The organism is Patescibacteria group bacterium, assembly GCA_041665365.1.
Lineage (GTDB): Bacteria > Patescibacteriota > Patescibacteriia > UBA9570 > UBA9570 > UBA9570.
In genome coordinates this window covers 41,122-57,694 of the sequence record JBAYIY010000003.1, presented here as the reverse complement: position 1 = coordinate 57,694, position 16,573 = coordinate 41,122, and the positions used below count along the sequence as shown (strand labels likewise).

Below are 16,573 nucleotides of genomic sequence, written 5' to 3'. Positions count from 1 at the left end.
TATTTTTCTTATTCCCCTCTCCTTCAGAAGGAGAGGGGTTAGGGGAGAGGTCTAAGCATGATGAAACTCCACCACATCCCCATCCTGCATCACATAATTTTTGCCTTCCATGCGTAGCCAACCTTTATCACGCGCAGTTGGATAACCACCGGCTTCGAGTAATTTTTGCCAATTAATCACTTCAGCGCGAATAAATTTTTGTTCAAAATCAGAATGAATCACACCGGCGGCTTGGGGGGCTTTGGTGCCGCGTTTAATTGTCCAAGCTCTGGTTTCATCTTCACCAGTGGTCAAGAATGATTGTAAATCTAATAATTTATAACACGCGGTAATTAATTTTTCCAAACCGGTTTCTGTCATACCTAATTCATCCATCATCATTTTAGCATCATCAGCCGAAAGCTCCACTAATTCCGATTCTATTTTCGCCGATATTGTCACCGCTCCGGGAATGATAATTTTGGCCTGCACCGCTTCATCAACATTAACCACATACAAAATTGGTTTTCGTGTTAATAAACTATGGTGTTTAATCAATGGTTCTTCTTTCTCTGCATCTAATGCCACTGTGTTGGCTAATTGGCCGGCTTCAAGAGCGGTTTTAATTTTTTCCAAAACCGCCAATTCTGCGACCGCTCCTTTATCTTGCGCCCGCACTTTTTTACCTAACTTTTCCGTCGCATTTTGGATTTGTTGTAAATCCGCCATAATCAATTCTAAATTGATTACCTCAATATCAGTTTTAGGATCAACCTTACCATGGACATGCACCACATTATTGTCAGTAAACTCGCGCACTACTTGAATGATGGCATCAACTTCACGAATGTTGGCTAAAAATTTATTGCCTAACCCTTCCCCTTTTGAGGCACCAGCCACTAACCCAGCAATATCCACAAACTCAATCACCGCCGGAACCATTTTCGCCGAGTGCGATAAATCACTTAATTTTTGTAAGCGTTCATCCGGCACAGCCACTACACCCACATTCGGGTCAATGGTGCAAAATGGATAATTACTGGCATCAACCTGAATTTTTGTCAGCGCCTTAAACAAAGTGGATTTCCCCACGTTCGGCAAGCCAACAATACCAATTTGTAAACTCATATTAACCTAACTCCGGGTACAGCGGAAACTTATCGGTTAACGCAATCACGGCTTGTTTAACCTCTTGTTTAATTGTCTCGTTATTATGATTCTTCAATGTCTTTAGAATCAACTCAGCGATGATTTTCATCTCTGGTTCTTTCATACCGCGCGTTGTCATTGGTGGCGAACCTAAACGAATACCGGATGGATCCATTGGCCCACGTGGATCGTCTGGAATGGTGTTCATGTTTAACGTGATGTTTACTTCATCCAATACCGTCTGCGCGATTTTACCGGTAATACCTAAGGGAGTAACATCAGCCACAAGCAAATGATTATCTGTTTTACCACCATGCATAATAGTTAAACCTCCGGCTTTAAGTTCAGTACATAACACCTGCGCATTTAAACGAATTTGCTTAGCATATTGTTTAAACTCTGGTGTCATCGCTTCTTTAAGCGCCACAGCCAGGGCCGCAATTTGATGTTCATGCGGGCCACCTTGCACACCAGGAAACACCGCTTTGTTTATAGCCGCAGCATGTTTGGCTTTACACATAATCATACCACCGCGTGGACCGCGTAATGTTTTATGTGTGGTAGTAGTGACAACATCAAAAATCGGTACCGGGTTTTTTAATTCACCGGCCGCAATCAAACCGGCAATGTGTGCAATATCGGCCATGGTCATAGCACCAACTTCATCGGCAATAGCTTGGAATTTTTCATACTCCAACTCACGTGAATAGGCTGAAAAACCGGCCAGAATTAATTTTGGTTTATGTTCTAAGGCTAAGGCACGCACTTGATCGAAATCAATTAAACCATCCGGTTTAGTTTTATAACGAATGAAATTATATACTTTAGCCATGAAGGTCACCGGGTGCCCGTGTGTAAGGTGGCCACCATGCGTAAGATCCATCCCCAACACTGTATCGCCTGGTTGTAGCAAAGCTGTATAAACCGCTAAGTTAGCCGGTGCACCAGATAATGGCTGCACGTTCACATGCTCGGCGCCAAAAATCTGCTTGGCTCGATCAATGGCTAATTGCTCAATTTTGTCGATAAATTGATTACCACCGTAATAACGTTTACCGGGATAGCCTTCTGAATATTTATTAGTACAAATACTCCCTAACGCTTCTAACACCGACAATGAGACAAAATTCTCCGAGGGAATTAACTCTAAATTATGACGCTGTCGATCTAATTCACTGGTGATATAACCGGCCAGCTCCGGGTCTTGGTGGCGTAAATGTTCTAACATCTGCCTATTCTAGCACACTAAAACTTTTTGACCATATACTCCTGGTCGAGCTGATAACCCAACTTTTCATAGTATTTCCGTACCCCCACACCAGCAATCACAACAATTTTTTTAAACCCATGATTCTGAGCAATGGTCTCAGCTTGTTCCATTAATTTTCTACCCATCCCTTTATGCTGAATAGCTGTGCCATCCTCAGCTACCGGTACGAGTTGGCCATAAACATGCAACTCTCGAATGATGGCGGCATCTTGTAAGACTTCATACCAATGTTGCGTGCGGTGTTGTAAGCGTAATCTGACAAATCCAAATATCTTTGTGTGCTCTGTATTTTCAAAAGAGATAAAATACTCTGTCCCATCAGCCGAGTCATAGTCACGCGTGACCAACTCAGCTTGATCTAAGCCACTTAAATCATTGCGCGGTTCACGGCAGCGAATGCAAACACACTGTACTCCCTTTTGCTGCATAATCTGGCGCAAGTTAGTCACTACATTGCCGCCCACGATAGAATTTTCTGGAATATCGCGCACTAATCTTTCAATGCGCACATACGCCGGCACCTGTTGTTTTATATCTACCAATAAATTCAGCAACACTTCCGGAGTATAAGATTTAAACCGACCGGCTTGCCAATCACGATACAACGGAGCTGATTTCACTACCACACAGGGATAAATTTTAATATGATCCGGTTGATAACCCGGATGAGAAAAAATGGTTTTAATATCTTGCAGATCACTCTCGGGTACGGAACCGGGTAAGTTCTGCATCATGTGATAAGTGATTTTCAAACCGGCTTCTTTTAATAATTTAGTCGCGGTTTGCACTTGTTCGTTAGTTTGTTCCCGTCGATTCAATTCAAGCACATGTTTATTTAAACTCTGCACACCTAACTGCATCCGTGTGGCTCCAAACCAGCGCAGACGTTTCACCTCAGCCTGAGTGATATGATCTGGTCTGGTTTCTAAAGTGCAACCAATTACCCGATACTGGGCTGTCTCATTTTTAGTCTTAGCTTCATCTAACGTAGCCGCCCCCACTTCATCAAAATTAAACCCATCGTAACAGCGTTTCATAAACCATTCTTGATAATCTGCTTGATAGGCTGTCCACGTACCACCTAATACAATTAACTCGCACTTTTCCGGAATGTGCCCATTTTGTTCCAACGCTTCAATCCGTTTGGTCACTTGTAAATACGGATCAAATTGTAAGCCTAAGGCGCGCATGGCTCCCGGTTCAGTATCAATATAACTCTTCGGCATGTTTTGCTCAGCCGGACAATAAATACATTTACCCGGGCAAGGATATGGTTTGGTTAAAACCGTAATGGGTGCGATACCAGATAATGTGCGCACACTACAAATTTGCAACAATTTTTGCAACCGGGCATCGGTGATTTTTAAATTTTTTAATTCCGCCAATAATTCAGCATTAGTGGGCATAGCCATTTTATATTTCTTGGAAATCTCGGCTTTGACTGTACGCAAAGCTGGCGCATCTGCTACACTGCGCTCAATAGCTAATTGAATTAATTCTTGTAATGCTTGTTTCATTCGCTGATCAAATTATTAAACAATTAGAGCAGGATTATAATAATATTGCTGATCAATTTTCTCATACCCGCTCGTACCAATGGGATGAATTTAAATACCTGGTTGATATCATAAATGTGATGGTAGGGGAAATTAAACTGTTGGATATAGGTTGTGGTAATGGCCGGCTAATTGCTGCCATTCCGGCGGTTGACTATACCGGTTTAGACCTGTCTCGTCAATTGTTGGATCATGCTAAAAAACTACATCCGCTATATCACTTTGATTATGGTTCGATGCTGAAATTACCTTATCCAGATCAATCTTTTGATGTAGTAGCAGCTGTGGCTAGTTTACAGCACATTCCTTCAGACGTTTATCGCCAAGCCGCCCTTCAGGAGATGACCAGAGTTTTAAAACCAAGTGGAGTTTTATTTATGCTTAACTGGAATATTCCAGAGAGTTACCCGGTGGCTGGTGCCGGTTATGATCCGGGTGATTATTTAGTCCCGTGGAAAAACGGTCAGGGCCAGGTATTAGCCAAGCGTTACTATCATAAATTCACCTTTACAGAATTGGCTGAGTTGTGTAAACACGCCGGTTTACGGGTTATAAAAAATGAGTTAGGTGAGGGTAATAGGAATATCGTGACGGTTTGCCAATAATCTAACTTTACCCCCAACCCCCTTGCAGGGGGCTAAGAAAAAGTGGTTTAAATATCTTATTCCCCCTGCAAGGGGGCTAGGGGGTAAATTCCAGTGAGGGGGTAAATCCATTTAGTTTCTCCTTAATCTTGTCGATTACCTTATCTAGATCATTCATGATTTCAGCATTCGCGAATCTCATCACTGAGTAACCATGTCGCATCATTATCTGATCACGTAACTGATCATAATCACGTTGTTGTTCATGGATTAAACCATCGACCTCAATGATTAATCGATGAGATGAACAATAAAAATCTACAATGAATTGAAAGAGTGGATATTGCTGTCTGAACTTACAACCAAGTTGTTTTTCTTTTAATCTGTTCCATAACACCACTTCAGCTTGAGTAGGATTATTTCGTAACTTACGTGCTAACAATTGTAGTTTATGTTGTAATTTAATCTGATTTTGAGTAGGTTCTTTTAAGTACATAAAACGCCCCCTCACAAGGCGGCGCTTCTTAAAAGAACTTTATCATTAATCTAAGCCCCCTGCAAGGGGGTTGGGGGTAAGACTAAAGAGATAAATTCCAGGTTGCCAATACCCCCTCACTGGTGTATAGTACGCCCACTTGATTCATATAAACTAACACTAGTATGAAATTTAAAGTGACCCAATCTATCCCATTAATCAGTGCTTTTATTGCACTTGTATTAGGAGGCATTGTTTTATTTACGCTCACTCCAGCCGATGCTATGTTGGCAGCTGAAACTGACCCAATTAATGAACAAGTTAAAAACACAACTGGTGCAGTGAAAGAAGAAAACTTAGACACGGTTGAACACATGTACTTGTATGCTAACCAAGATGTGGTTTTGGATAAACATTATTTGAATGATGTTTTCGTCGCTGGTAATACCGTGACGGTAACTGGCACAATTGAAGGAGATTTATTTGTAGCTGGTGGAACAGTGATAGTTGATGGCGATGTTAATGGAAGTCTTAGAGCCGCTGGTAGCACTGTTACCATAAAACAGTCAGTCGGACGAAATTTAGTTGTATTTGGTAATCAAGTTACCATTGCTAAAACTGCCCATGTTGGACAAGACGTTACTGTGCAATCTAACACCCTGGATGTTAACGGCACTGTGAACGGTGATGTCACTGTCACAGCCAATGAATTAAACACAGGCAACACGGCCAGCATATTAGGTGAAGTGCATCACACTAAACCTGAAGAACAAAATAATAACCAAACCGCACCAAAACCAGATGTAAAAAAACCCTTGGTCACCGTCTTTCAGGTTATTAAACTCATGCTTGGTTGGTTGGGTTATGTAATATTAGGAATTGTGCTTCTTAAATTATTCCCGAAAAATAGCAACACCGTTATACAGCGCATGAAAACAGCGCCGGGCAAAAGTCTACTATATGGTATTGGCATATTAGTTCTAGCACCGGCTGTTTTACTTACCTTAGCTATAACCTTAGTTGGCTTACCATTAGCCACCATGAGTGGTTTAGTTTTATTGGTTGTACTGATGTGGGCAAAAGTATTAGCTGGTTCTGGTCTAGGTTATCTGCTGTTACCACAAGCCAAATCTTCTTTCGGACAGTTTATGTTAGGTTTTAGTATGTTATATCTAGTAACTGGCGTGATGAGTTGGTTTGGTTTCTTTGGTTGGTTATTAAGTTGTGTCGTGATGGTAGTGGCAATGGCTTGGGCCATGGGTAGCTTGATACAACAATATGGGAGAAATCTTTAAAGCCTACGATATTCGTGGCGTTTATGGTTCGGAATTAACCGAGGATATCGCCTATAAAACTGCCCGGTCTTTATCTCAATTAATTTCGGCTGAACAAAATAATCGTCAATTAAAATTAGTCGTCGGCGCGGACATGCGTCTATCATCACCTAGTTTGAAGCAGGCGGTCATTCAGGGTTTGTTAGATGAAGGCCAAATAGTAGTTGATGTTGGGTTAGTCTCAACGCCGGCTTTCTATTTTGCTGTTGCAAAGTATGGTTATGATGGTGGTTTGATGGTATCGGCCTCACACAATCCCCCACAATACAATGGTCTAAAAATGGTGCGGGCCGGTGGTGTCCCGGTCAGTAAAGATACCGGCATTATGACATTACGTGATGCCGTTTCGAAAAACGTTGATTATAATAATAAAAAAAATACTGGTCACGTCGAAACCCGTGCTGATATTGTCATAAATGATGTGGCTGAGGCCATTCAGTTTGCTGGTACTAATAATATAAAACCATTTAAGATTGTGGCCGATGCGGCTAATGCCATGGGGGCAACTTATCTCACAGAATTATTCAAGCATCTCCCGTGTGAACTTATCATGATGAATTTTAATTTGGATGGTACCTTTCCAGCCCATGAAGCTGATCCGTTCAAAGAGGAAAATAATCTCGCCTTAATGAAACGAGTTGTGGAAGAAAAAGCCGACCTGGGTATTGCCACGGATGGTGATGGTGATCGGATTTTTTTCATCGACAATGAGGGTAAATTAATTGAACCAGCCATGGTGCGTGGATTATTAGCCAAAGTTTTTCTGGAACAATTTCCTGGCAGTACGATTTGTTACGATATTAGACCCGGTCGCATCACCCAGGATATGATCGAACAATATGGTGGTAAACCATCGGTTACCAAAGTTGGCCACTCATTGATTAAAGAACAAGCCCTAAGAGAAGGCGCCGTTTTTGCCGGTGAGTCATCTGGCCATTTCTTTGTAAAATTACCCCACGGCACATTTGAAGCACCATGTATTGTAGTATTAAAACTCTTACAGTTATTCAGTCGTGAATCAGCTACGATCGCTGACCAAGTGCGGCCATTACGCAAATATTTCCATTCCGGAGAAATAAACTCAACTGTCACCCACCCATTACAGGTCATGGCAAACATTAAAAATACTTATGGACCACAGGCGAAAAAAATCTCAGAGTTAGATGGTATCACCATTGAGTATGAAGATTACTGGTTTAATGTACGAGCGTCTAATACCGAACCATTATTACGCTTAAATCTTGAGGCTAGATCCGCGCAATTACTGGATGAAAAAACTAAAGAATTGTTAACCTTGATTCGCGCATGAAAAGTAAACGTCCGGTGATGTTTATTATTCTCGATGGCTGGGGTATTGGTACCGATGATGCTCATAATGCGATTTTTTTAGCGAAAACTCCCACGATCGACTCTTTTCTAGCGAACTATCCCAACAAACCGATTGGTGCGGCTGGTCCACACATTGGTCTACCACAAGGTCACCCTGGTTCAACCGAGATGGGTCATTTAATTATGGGAGCCGGACGCAACTTATTGTTGCCTCAAATGCAATTACTGCAGGCCATTGCGACAGGAGATATTCGCAAGAATCCCGTTCTATTAAAAGCCATCCAACAAGCGGTTACCGGAACTGGCCGTTTACACCTTATGGGTTTAATCTCCGATGGTGGTGTACATACTTACGACACAGCCTGTCATGAATTAGTCGCCATGGCCAAAGCTGGTGGAGTGAAGGATGTGTTTATTCATGCCATTACAGACGGACGTGATGTGCCGCCAACTTCCGCGCGTCAATATGTGGCCAAATTGGGTAATGATGTGGCGACACTACAAGGCCGCTGGTGGGTGATGGATCGCGATCATCGTTGGGAACGGATTGAAGCGGCTTATAAATTATTAGTTCTAGGCGAAGGTTTACACCAGGCAAACTCCGCCGATGCTGCTATTACAACGGCTTATGCGCGCGGTGAAACTGATGAATTTATTCAACCGACAATTATTAATCCCGATGGCATAATGCGTGATGGTGATGTGGTGATAAATTTTAATTTTCGCATCGATCGGGAAATTGAAATTACACAAGCTTTAATAGAACCAGGGTTTAAACATTTTACTCGGCGCACTGTACCAAAGTTACATTATGTGGGCATGAGTGAATATTATACTGATATGCCCGCCCCAGCCGCATTGGCGCGTGTTGAACTGGCCGCGAAAAATATTCTAGGTGAAGTATTGAGTAAACGTGGTTATTCACAACTCCGTCTCACTGAGACAGAAAAATGGGTTTATGTGACCAAAATATTTAATGTCATGCGCGAAGATCCATTTCCAGGTGAAGAACGTGTCCTGATTCCATCAGATAAAATTGCCACCTATGATTTAAAGCCAGCAATGCAAGCTGAGGCCATTGCCGCTGAGGCTGTGAAACACTTAAAAAGTGATGCTTTTGATGTGTATGTGATGAATTTTCCCAATGCCGATATGCTCGGCCATACCGGTAACAAACCCGCCACCATTTTAGGGGTGGAAGCGATTGATCGCGCTTTACATATCATCTATCAAGAATTAAAAGTCCATGATGGTGTGATGATAATAACCGCCGATCATGGTGATGCCGAAGTCATGTGGGATCCCACCTATAACTGCCCACATACCTTTCACACGGATTCATTTGTCCCATTTATTTTAATTGATGACCAACATAAACAAGCTAAATTGCGCGATGATGGCACTTTAAAAGATTGCGCGGCCACTATTTTAGATATCCTGGGTGAACCAAAACCAGTTGACATGACTGGCACTAGTCTGATTATTCATTAACATGTTAAACTGATCCAACTATGATCGGCGTCTATGATTCAGGTATTGGCGGTCTCGGCATCTTCAATACTATCAAACAAGTTCTACCAACCGAAAGTATCACCTATTATGCCGATACAGCTTTTTTTCCATTTGGTGAACGCACTCCAGATGAAATTCGGCACATTACCTTAAACGGTTTAAAAAAATTAGCCAAAACTTGTGATGTTATTGTGCTGGCCTGCAATACTGCTTCAGTGAACGATTTAGATTTTTTTCGTGCGCATGTACCAAAATCTATTATTGGAGTTGTGCCAGTTATTAAAACAGCCGCGGCTCTAACTAAAAATGGTCAGATTGCTTTATTGGCTACGGTGGTCACAACTGAATCACCTTATACTGACCAATTGATTGCTGAATTTGCGCCCGATAAAAACGTGAAAAAAATTCCCTGCATTGGTTTAGCCACCGCCATTGAATTTCACCGTTTAACCGAAGAACAACTAAAACACTATCTCAAACCAATTGGCGAGGCTGACATTGTTGTCTTAGGCTGTACCCATTACACCCTAATAAAGGGACGAATTCAACGCCTGGTTGGACCAGATGTTAAAGTGATCGATTCAAATGAAGCCGTGGCACGTCAAACTCTACGAGTTATGCAACAGGCCGAACCAAAATTACACAATACTCCTCCTAGTTACATCTTTGAATGTAGTGGAGAAAAGATGCCCTTTCTTGAACAAATCAAACGCTACGCGCATTTATAATGCCGGAATACACCTTCCTATTTAGGAAGGGGTTAAGATTTTTTCTTACTCCCTCCTATATAGGAGGGTTGGGGAGGTGTTTTTTTACCTCCTTAACAAACTCTTCACCGCGTTTAAATTCATTCATTAAGGGTAACCAGGTCACACCCGGCGATAATAAAATAATATCGCCGGGTTTGGATAACTGCCAGGCAGTACGCACGGCTTGCGCCATGGTAGACACAGTAATACCAGGAGGAAAATCATGATTGGCATTACCGGGTAATAAAATCAGTTTTTTTACATGTTGAGGGATTAATTTACGCAGGGCTGTTAATGATAACTGTTTAGAGTTGCCACCAGCAATTAAAATCACTTTTTTCTTAAATGATAACAGTGCTGCAATAGTCGCATCTGGAGTTGTGGCTGTAGTATCGTTGATAAATGTCCGACCGTTATGTACGCGAATTACTTCTAAACGATTCGCTAATGGTTTAAATGATTTAACAGCTGCAACTAATTGTTTATCGGTTAAACCAAATACTTTCCCTACTTGCCAAGCCGCCCCAATATTAAATTGATTATGTTCACCTAATAATTGTACTCCCTTAATACTGGTTTTATTAAACCAATGTAATTGCGCTTTAGTTTTTTTTGCCATCTGACGAACTCTACTATCAGTCGCATTTACTACAGCATGATGGTAGGGTGCTTGGCCTAAAAAGATGCGTTCTTTATCGGCCTGATACAATGACATGTTTTTGTAATAATTCATGTGATCGCGCAACATGTTTGTTACTACTGCGACAGACAAACTAGGTAGATGTAAATCACGTAATAACCAACTAGATAGCTCTAACACTACTACATCATTAGCTTTGATTTTATTGAGAAAAGTTAAGGGTGACAAACCAATGTTTCCGCCCACCCGTGCTTGTAGCATGTGGCCAATTAAAGCCGTAGTGGTACTTTTACCGCGCGTTCCGGTGATACCAACCACCGTCACACCATCTGGCCCGAACTGCTCTTTTAATTCATCCAAGAAAATACCCACATCATTTGTAATCGGTTTTTTTAATTGGTGGGCATACTGCATAAAGGGTGATTGATCCGACACACCCGGATTACGAACTATCAAATCAGCTCGTCTAATATCGGTTTTACGATGTTTTCCCAACACTAACTCAACATTGGGGTATTTATTTAATTTTTTTATTGTGCCTTGATGTAATAGATCGGCAGATTTTTGATCGGTCACAATCACATGATAGCCCTGTTTAGCAAAATACAGAGCCGCGGCAGTACCACTGCCATGCACATAACCGCCTAACCCAAAAATTAGGATGGTCGGGATTTTAGTTGAGGCCGATTTTACTTTTGACATCGCGCAATGTTTTATCTGCCAAAATTTTCGCTTGGTCAGCGCCGTGCTGTAAGATTTGATCTAAACTAACTTGATCTACCATTAAAGTTTGATAACGTGCTTGAATTGGTTTTACCCAATTCACTATTACTTCGGCTAAATCAGTTTTGAATTTACCATAACCTTGCTTGGCGTAAAGTGTTTCGAGTTGAGTGATAGTTTTACCGGACAATACTGAATAGATAGTTAAGAGGTTTTTAAGAGCCGGTTTATCATCGCTGGCAATAATGTCCGTACCGGAATCAGTGACGGCCTTTTTTATTTTTTTTGTAATCACCTCTGGCGTATCAGTTAAACTGATATAACCTAACGGGCTAGTGGCGGATTTACTCATCTTTTTAGTTGGATCATCTAGACTCATAATCCGTGTTCCGACAGTAGGTTGCAACACTTTCGGTACGATAAATGTATCACCATAACGTTCATTAAAGCGTTGCGCGATATCACGAGTTAATTCAACGTGTTGCGATTGATCTTCCCCGACGGGCACAGCCTCAGTTTGATATAATAATATATCGGCTGCCATCAAGACTGGATAAGTAAATAAACCAACATTATTGTTTTTTTTGTGTTGTTTGATTTTATCTTTGTATTGCGTCATGCGCTCCAGTTCACCCATATAGGTTAGCGTGTTCAAGATCCAGGCTAGTTCAGTATGCGCTGATACATCTGATTGTTTAAATAAGATAACTTTTGTTGGATCTAAACCGACGGCCAGATACATGGCGGCCAGTGACCGAATATTTTCATTGAGTGTGTCAGGATCTTGTCGGACAGTGATAGCATGATAATCCACAATGCAATAAAGACACGGCTGCGCACTGGTTTGAAGTTCAACCCATTGTCGAATAGCGCCGATATAATTTCCTAAATGAATTGAGCCAGACGGTTGAATACCGGAAAAAATTGTCATAAAACGGGATGATGTTCAGCATTATAACGCAATTGTAAAGTAATCGCCAATAATAAAGCAAAAATGGCTAATCCACTGGTGACTAAAAATATCCAGGTTGCCACCGACAATGATTGATTATTCAACACGGTGAAATAGGCTACGGGTAAACCTAGAGTTTTATTGGTCTCAGTTATATCTGCGGCTGATACATAAGCATAATAATTCCCTGGTGTCAGTGCTTGAGTTGGTAAAGCTATACTCCATTTACCAGCGCTGTCTACTTCGGTTAATTGCGCAATGTCAGCCGCCGGAATAGAAACCTTAACTGTAGCTTGTGGTGTCGCCGCTGTCCCACTAAACTCAATTTCTGTTGTGACGGGTTGACTGGTTGAATCTAAACCAAGATAATCGATTTGTTTCACGATGGTTGTGCGATCGACTATCTCAAGCGCAGCCGCATCGTTGGCGTGAGCCACGACATGCACACTGCCAGCGGTCGCAGCCGCTAAACTAGCCGGGTAAAATGATAATGCACAGAGTAATAATAACAACCGTTTCATAAAGTTGAATTATTCATTCGCTTCTGACGTAATCGAATCAACCAAATAGATAATCCAGCAATGAGTACCACCACTACATTGATAATCACTAACCAAGTTGTATTCGACAGACGTTGTTGCCGTTGAATCACGAACCGGGCAATTTCAACTTGATCGGATTGTGTGCCATTTACATCCAAGGCAGCAAACACGGTATGCTCACCCGTGGTTAATAATTCTGCCGGCACCGTCATACTCCACTGACCGTTATGATTAACTTGGGCAATTTTTACCACTGGTGCTGAAAAGACCGACACAATCATATAGGCTGGCTCAGTCTTCACTTCCTCTGGTAATTTTACCGTGCCACACAACACCACGTTAGTTTTATCAACTGAAGTTGATGTGCGACCGGTCAGCCAATCCCAAAGTGATACTTCCACGGTATGAGTGATGATCGGTAATTCTCCCGGTGTTACAACAGTGTTTTCATCAGGTGCAAAATCCACCACTGTACCGATACTCACTTCTTTTGTGATTAAAGCTTTAAAGGTATCGTCGACGACAACATGCTGCGTAGTAATAGTTGGAAAAACTGGCGGTTGTTGTGTTTCTGTGGCAACTTGTTGTAAATCCGTTTCAACTTTAACGACATCAACTATCGGTTCAGTTACGATTGGAGTTGTAATTGGAGTTACAATCGGTTCAATTATGGTTGGTTCTGGCGTGGTAGTTGTCACGCTAACAGGTGCGGTAATAGTAAAGGTAAAAGAAACACTCTTAGAAATTAAATTTATAGTATTACGATTGCGTAATGTAATAGTATAAGTACCAGGCAAGGTATACCAGGCACGTAAATCAACTACTAAACCACCATTGGTATAACCATTTCTGAACAGCTGCACACCGGCACTGTTCAAGATCTCTAATTCATGATCATCCGGACTAATTACTTGAATCCGTGGTGCAATTGGTGCTGCACTATTATTATCTGGACTAATCACGGCTGGTTGCACCGCCCCAGGCACACGATACACTAAGATGGTTTGATCATTCACTTTAATATCGGTTTCACCTAATGGTAAAGTGGTTAAACGTAAAGTGAATGACCAGGTCGTGATTGGCCCGGTACTATCTGCCACATCGGCTAACATGGCACCATTAATTTGCGGAATGGATATCTCAACTTTTTCTCCAGTTGGAATAATACCAACTAAGGTTGGCTGACCGGTGGTAATCAAACGTTTGTTGTAATTATCAGATCGATCATCTGTGTTGATAACATTATCGGGAGCTTGAGCTGTAATATATAATGATTTTGTGACCACACCACCGCGCGCATCAACTAAACGCACAGTATAATCCCCCAAGGCCACACCGAAGGGTGGCGTACAGGCACCAACATTATCCACCATAGTAGCGGTACAATGAAACTGCTCCACACCGGCCTGATTTTCTAAATATACGGTCACGCTAGGTGCGGCTGATGCCACTACAAATCGCTCTGGCATACCATTGTAAACTCGTTCACTTGGTGCTAATAATTGTGGCGCGTCAATTAAACTAAAGGTGAATTGTCTAGCTAAGCCATCTGTATTTAAATACGTCCCATTACTAGCTACTAACCCAGAAAATACGGCATAAGTTTTTTCGAGTGCTAGTTGTTGTTTCTTGACATTGAACTCAGCTCGACCATTACTATCAAAGGCTTTCTTTTTATTAATAATATCGGTCGCATTTTGCTTAGCTTCATGTAAGACAAAATGTAAGCGGTAATCATTTAATTGTAACTCTGTATCTTTAAAAACAAAGGTTAATTTACCATACGGAAAAATCTCACTCTGATCAGCCGCTCCAGTGATAGTAGTATGATTATCATAAGCATCTATCACAGTCACATTTTTTACAACCGTATCAGCATAGGTTGTTTCGGTCGCTGAAGCTGAGCTAGTTGTGAAAGTACAATCACCACTAGCTGTATTATCAGTAAGATATTCAGCCGTACCGGTAATGGTACAATCATATTGTGAAGCTGGAGCTAAACCAGATAACGCTGTACTAAAAGTAGTACTAGCATCAGCTAGGGTGACAGTCACGGCCTCGGCTCCACCATTAGCCGGCGCATAACGCAGTGTACTGGTTGCCAACAAATTAGTTCCCCAACTGATTGTAGCCAAATTAGTGGATGGCTCAGTGACAACACTAGAAATGGCTAAAGGAGTTTGCGCTGTAGTAGTAGCAAAATCACTTGAGCCGGCAGCTTGGACTGTGGCCATCACCGCCAGAGTAGTCTGTTCAGATAATGAACTATCTGTGATCGACCATAAACCAGCTGAGTTGGCTGTAGTGCTAGTAATATAATTTGCTGCATCGTAAATATCAACCGTACTATCAGCACTGGCTGTACCATAAATGCCATCATTATACCAAGCAGTAATTACTGGAGTTGAACTATCACTTTGGGCACCACTGGTATTGGCAACAAAACTTGCTCCAACAGAAACGAAACTATTTTTTCTATGATAGTTGTCCTTAGTGGTAGCACTAATATACTCAATACCATCTGTTGTGCTAGTTATGTTATTACCCGTCGTATCCGGACTAGTTAAACTGGCACCAATGATATTATCAGTTGAACCAGCATCAACCACCACAGCATCTGCTCCACTGATTGTATTACCACTTACTTGATTATTAGAGCTACTCGTGAAATACATCCCTCTCGTTGTGTTACCAGTGATGGTGTTACCAGTAATCAAGTTACTGTCTGAAGTATCAATGGCTAAACCGGCACTACCACTATTATTGGTAATTGTATTATTAGTAATAGTATTGCTATCACTGTTCGGTAATAAACTAAGACCAACATCACTATTGTTGGTTATTGTATTAGCGGTGATGACAGAACCAGTCACACCATTTATTTGCATACCCTGCAAAGTGCTCTGCTCAACTGTATTGCCCGTAATAGTAAGACCAGAACTATTTATCACAAAAATTCCGACTAGATTTTCAGTTAATGTACTCCCCATGATAGTACCGCTAGTTACAGCAGGTTCAACATAAATACCACGATTATTACCACTCGATACTGTCACGGCATCGACTAAAAAACCGCTATTTTTTAATATGATAGAGTCATTTGTGCAATTCTCGATTGTAATATTTTTTAGCGTAACATCATCAGCCGATACTACAAAACCAAAATTGGCTACATTATTACAATTTATTGTCACCGTTCCTCCGGCCGCGGCTCCATCAATTGTTAATCCAGCATTCAAGATATTAAGAGGGATAGTTGTAGTAATAGTATAATTATTATCAAAAGTGATGCTGTCATTTGGACCAGCTAAAGCAATGGCTTCACGGATAGTACAATCTAAACCACCGCCACCTAGTGGGTCACAACTACCGTCACTGGTGAATTCATTTGTGTTTACTTCAAAGGTGGCGGCATAAGCTGATTGACCAAATTGTTCTGGGTTAATAATCGAGACAGTGGCCTGAATCATCGTTATGATAGTTACCAACACCAGTGAATAGGCTAAGGTACCGAACCGAACATTGTGTTGCAAACGACAGTGTCTTATATATGATGTTTTATACCCATTGCTAGATAAATCATTCACTTTGGCAAAACTGGTGCTGGCCGGGAAAAACATGATCAATATGACGTGATAAACACCCAATAACACATGCATTAACAATAACCACAGACCAGAAAAGATCGATCTGGGCTGGTTTTCTTGGTTTTTTATTTGTTGTTTGATCAAAACAATCATGATTGAAGGATTATTAAGGTGTATTGTAGCAAAAAAAAT

At 41.4% G+C, this 16,573-nt stretch carries 13 protein-coding genes; 5 read left to right on the top strand and 8 right to left on the bottom strand.

Annotated elements, in window-relative coordinates:
- Window positions 1–51 precede the first annotated feature (51 nt).
- The 3 genes from ychF to WCV88_02160 are packed head-to-tail and all read right to left on the bottom strand — an operon-like array spanning window position 52 to window position 3,915.
- Window positions 52–1,107, bottom strand: coding sequence for a redox-regulated ATPase YchF (ychF, locus tag WCV88_02170; GenBank protein MFA6474987.1), 1,056 nt, complete (start codon window positions 1,105–1,107; stop codon window positions 52–54).
- Window position 1,108: 1 nt separating this feature from the next.
- A complete protein-coding gene (gene glyA, locus WCV88_02165; GenBank protein ID MFA6474986.1) occupies window positions 1,109–2,356 on the bottom strand; it encodes a serine hydroxymethyltransferase in 1,248 nt (415 codons plus the stop codon).
- A gap of 17 nt (window positions 2,357–2,373) precedes the next feature.
- On the bottom strand, window positions 2,374–3,915 hold the full coding sequence (locus WCV88_02160) for a tRNA uridine(34) 5-carboxymethylaminomethyl modification radical SAM/GNAT enzyme Elp3 (GenBank protein MFA6474985.1): 1,542 nt from the start codon (window positions 3,913–3,915) through the stop codon (window positions 2,374–2,376).
- Between WCV88_02160 and WCV88_02155 the strand changes: the two genes are divergently transcribed.
- Window positions 3,903–4,559 carry a class I SAM-dependent methyltransferase gene (locus tag WCV88_02155; protein ID MFA6474984.1) on the top strand — a complete coding sequence of 219 codons (657 nt, stop codon included), beginning with the start codon at window positions 3,903–3,905 and terminating at the stop codon, window positions 4,557–4,559. The genes WCV88_02160 and WCV88_02155 overlap by 13 nt on opposite strands.
- A 76-nt stretch (window positions 4,560–4,635) precedes the next feature.
- Here the strand turns inward: WCV88_02155 and WCV88_02150 are convergent, their stop codons facing one another.
- On the bottom strand, window positions 4,636–5,034 hold the full coding sequence (locus WCV88_02150; GenBank protein ID MFA6474983.1) for a DUF559 domain-containing protein: 399 nt from the start codon (window positions 5,032–5,034) through the stop codon (window positions 4,636–4,638).
- Between the two features lie 164 nt (window positions 5,035–5,198).
- Here WCV88_02150 and WCV88_02145 point away from each other — a divergent pair, with 164 nt between their 5' ends.
- Genes WCV88_02145 through murI form a run of 4 tightly spaced genes read left to right on the top strand, consistent with a single transcriptional unit; the run spans window position 5,199 to window position 9,916 of the window.
- Window positions 5,199–6,308, top strand: coding sequence for a polymer-forming cytoskeletal protein (locus WCV88_02145; protein ID MFA6474982.1), 1,110 nt, complete (start codon window positions 5,199–5,201; stop codon window positions 6,306–6,308).
- Window positions 6,292–7,656, top strand: coding sequence for a phosphomannomutase/phosphoglucomutase (locus WCV88_02140; GenBank protein MFA6474981.1), 1,365 nt, complete (start codon window positions 6,292–6,294; stop codon window positions 7,654–7,656). Before WCV88_02145 ends, WCV88_02140 begins: the two co-directional genes overlap by 17 nt.
- Window positions 7,653–9,167 (top strand): 2,3-bisphosphoglycerate-independent phosphoglycerate mutase, encoded by a 1,515-nt coding sequence (gpmI, locus tag WCV88_02135; protein MFA6474980.1) that lies wholly within the window; start codon window positions 7,653–7,655, stop codon window positions 9,165–9,167. The genes WCV88_02140 and gpmI overlap by 4 nt, the downstream gene beginning before the upstream one ends.
- A gap of 20 nt (window positions 9,168–9,187) precedes the next feature.
- Complete coding sequence (murI, locus tag WCV88_02130) at window positions 9,188–9,916, top strand: glutamate racemase (protein ID MFA6474979.1); 729 nt, start codon at window positions 9,188–9,190, stop codon at window positions 9,914–9,916.
- A 55-nt stretch (window positions 9,917–9,971) separates the two neighbouring features.
- Here murI and murD read toward each other — a convergent pair whose 3' ends face one another.
- From murD to WCV88_02110, 4 genes are read right to left on the bottom strand one after another with little or no spacing between them, the layout of a single operon-like run.
- Complete coding sequence (murD, locus tag WCV88_02125; GenBank protein ID MFA6474978.1) at window positions 9,972–11,279, bottom strand: UDP-N-acetylmuramoyl-L-alanine--D-glutamate ligase; 1,308 nt, start codon at window positions 11,277–11,279, stop codon at window positions 9,972–9,974.
- Window positions 11,251–12,231, bottom strand: a complete 981-nt coding sequence (trpS, locus tag WCV88_02120; protein MFA6474977.1) for a tryptophan--tRNA ligase — start codon at window positions 12,229–12,231, stop codon at window positions 11,251–11,253. The genes murD and trpS overlap by 29 nt, the downstream gene beginning before the upstream one ends.
- The gene (locus tag WCV88_02115; GenBank protein MFA6474976.1) at window positions 12,228–12,773 is read right to left on the bottom strand and encodes a hypothetical protein; all 546 of its coding nucleotides are present in this window, start codon (window positions 12,771–12,773) and stop codon (window positions 12,228–12,230) included. The genes trpS and WCV88_02115 overlap by 4 nt, the downstream gene beginning before the upstream one ends.
- A complete protein-coding gene (locus WCV88_02110; GenBank protein ID MFA6474975.1) occupies window positions 12,770–16,534 on the bottom strand; it encodes a right-handed parallel beta-helix repeat-containing protein in 3,765 nt (1,254 codons plus the stop codon). The genes WCV88_02115 and WCV88_02110 overlap by 4 nt, the downstream gene beginning before the upstream one ends.
- Window positions 16,535–16,573: the final 39 nt, after the last annotated feature.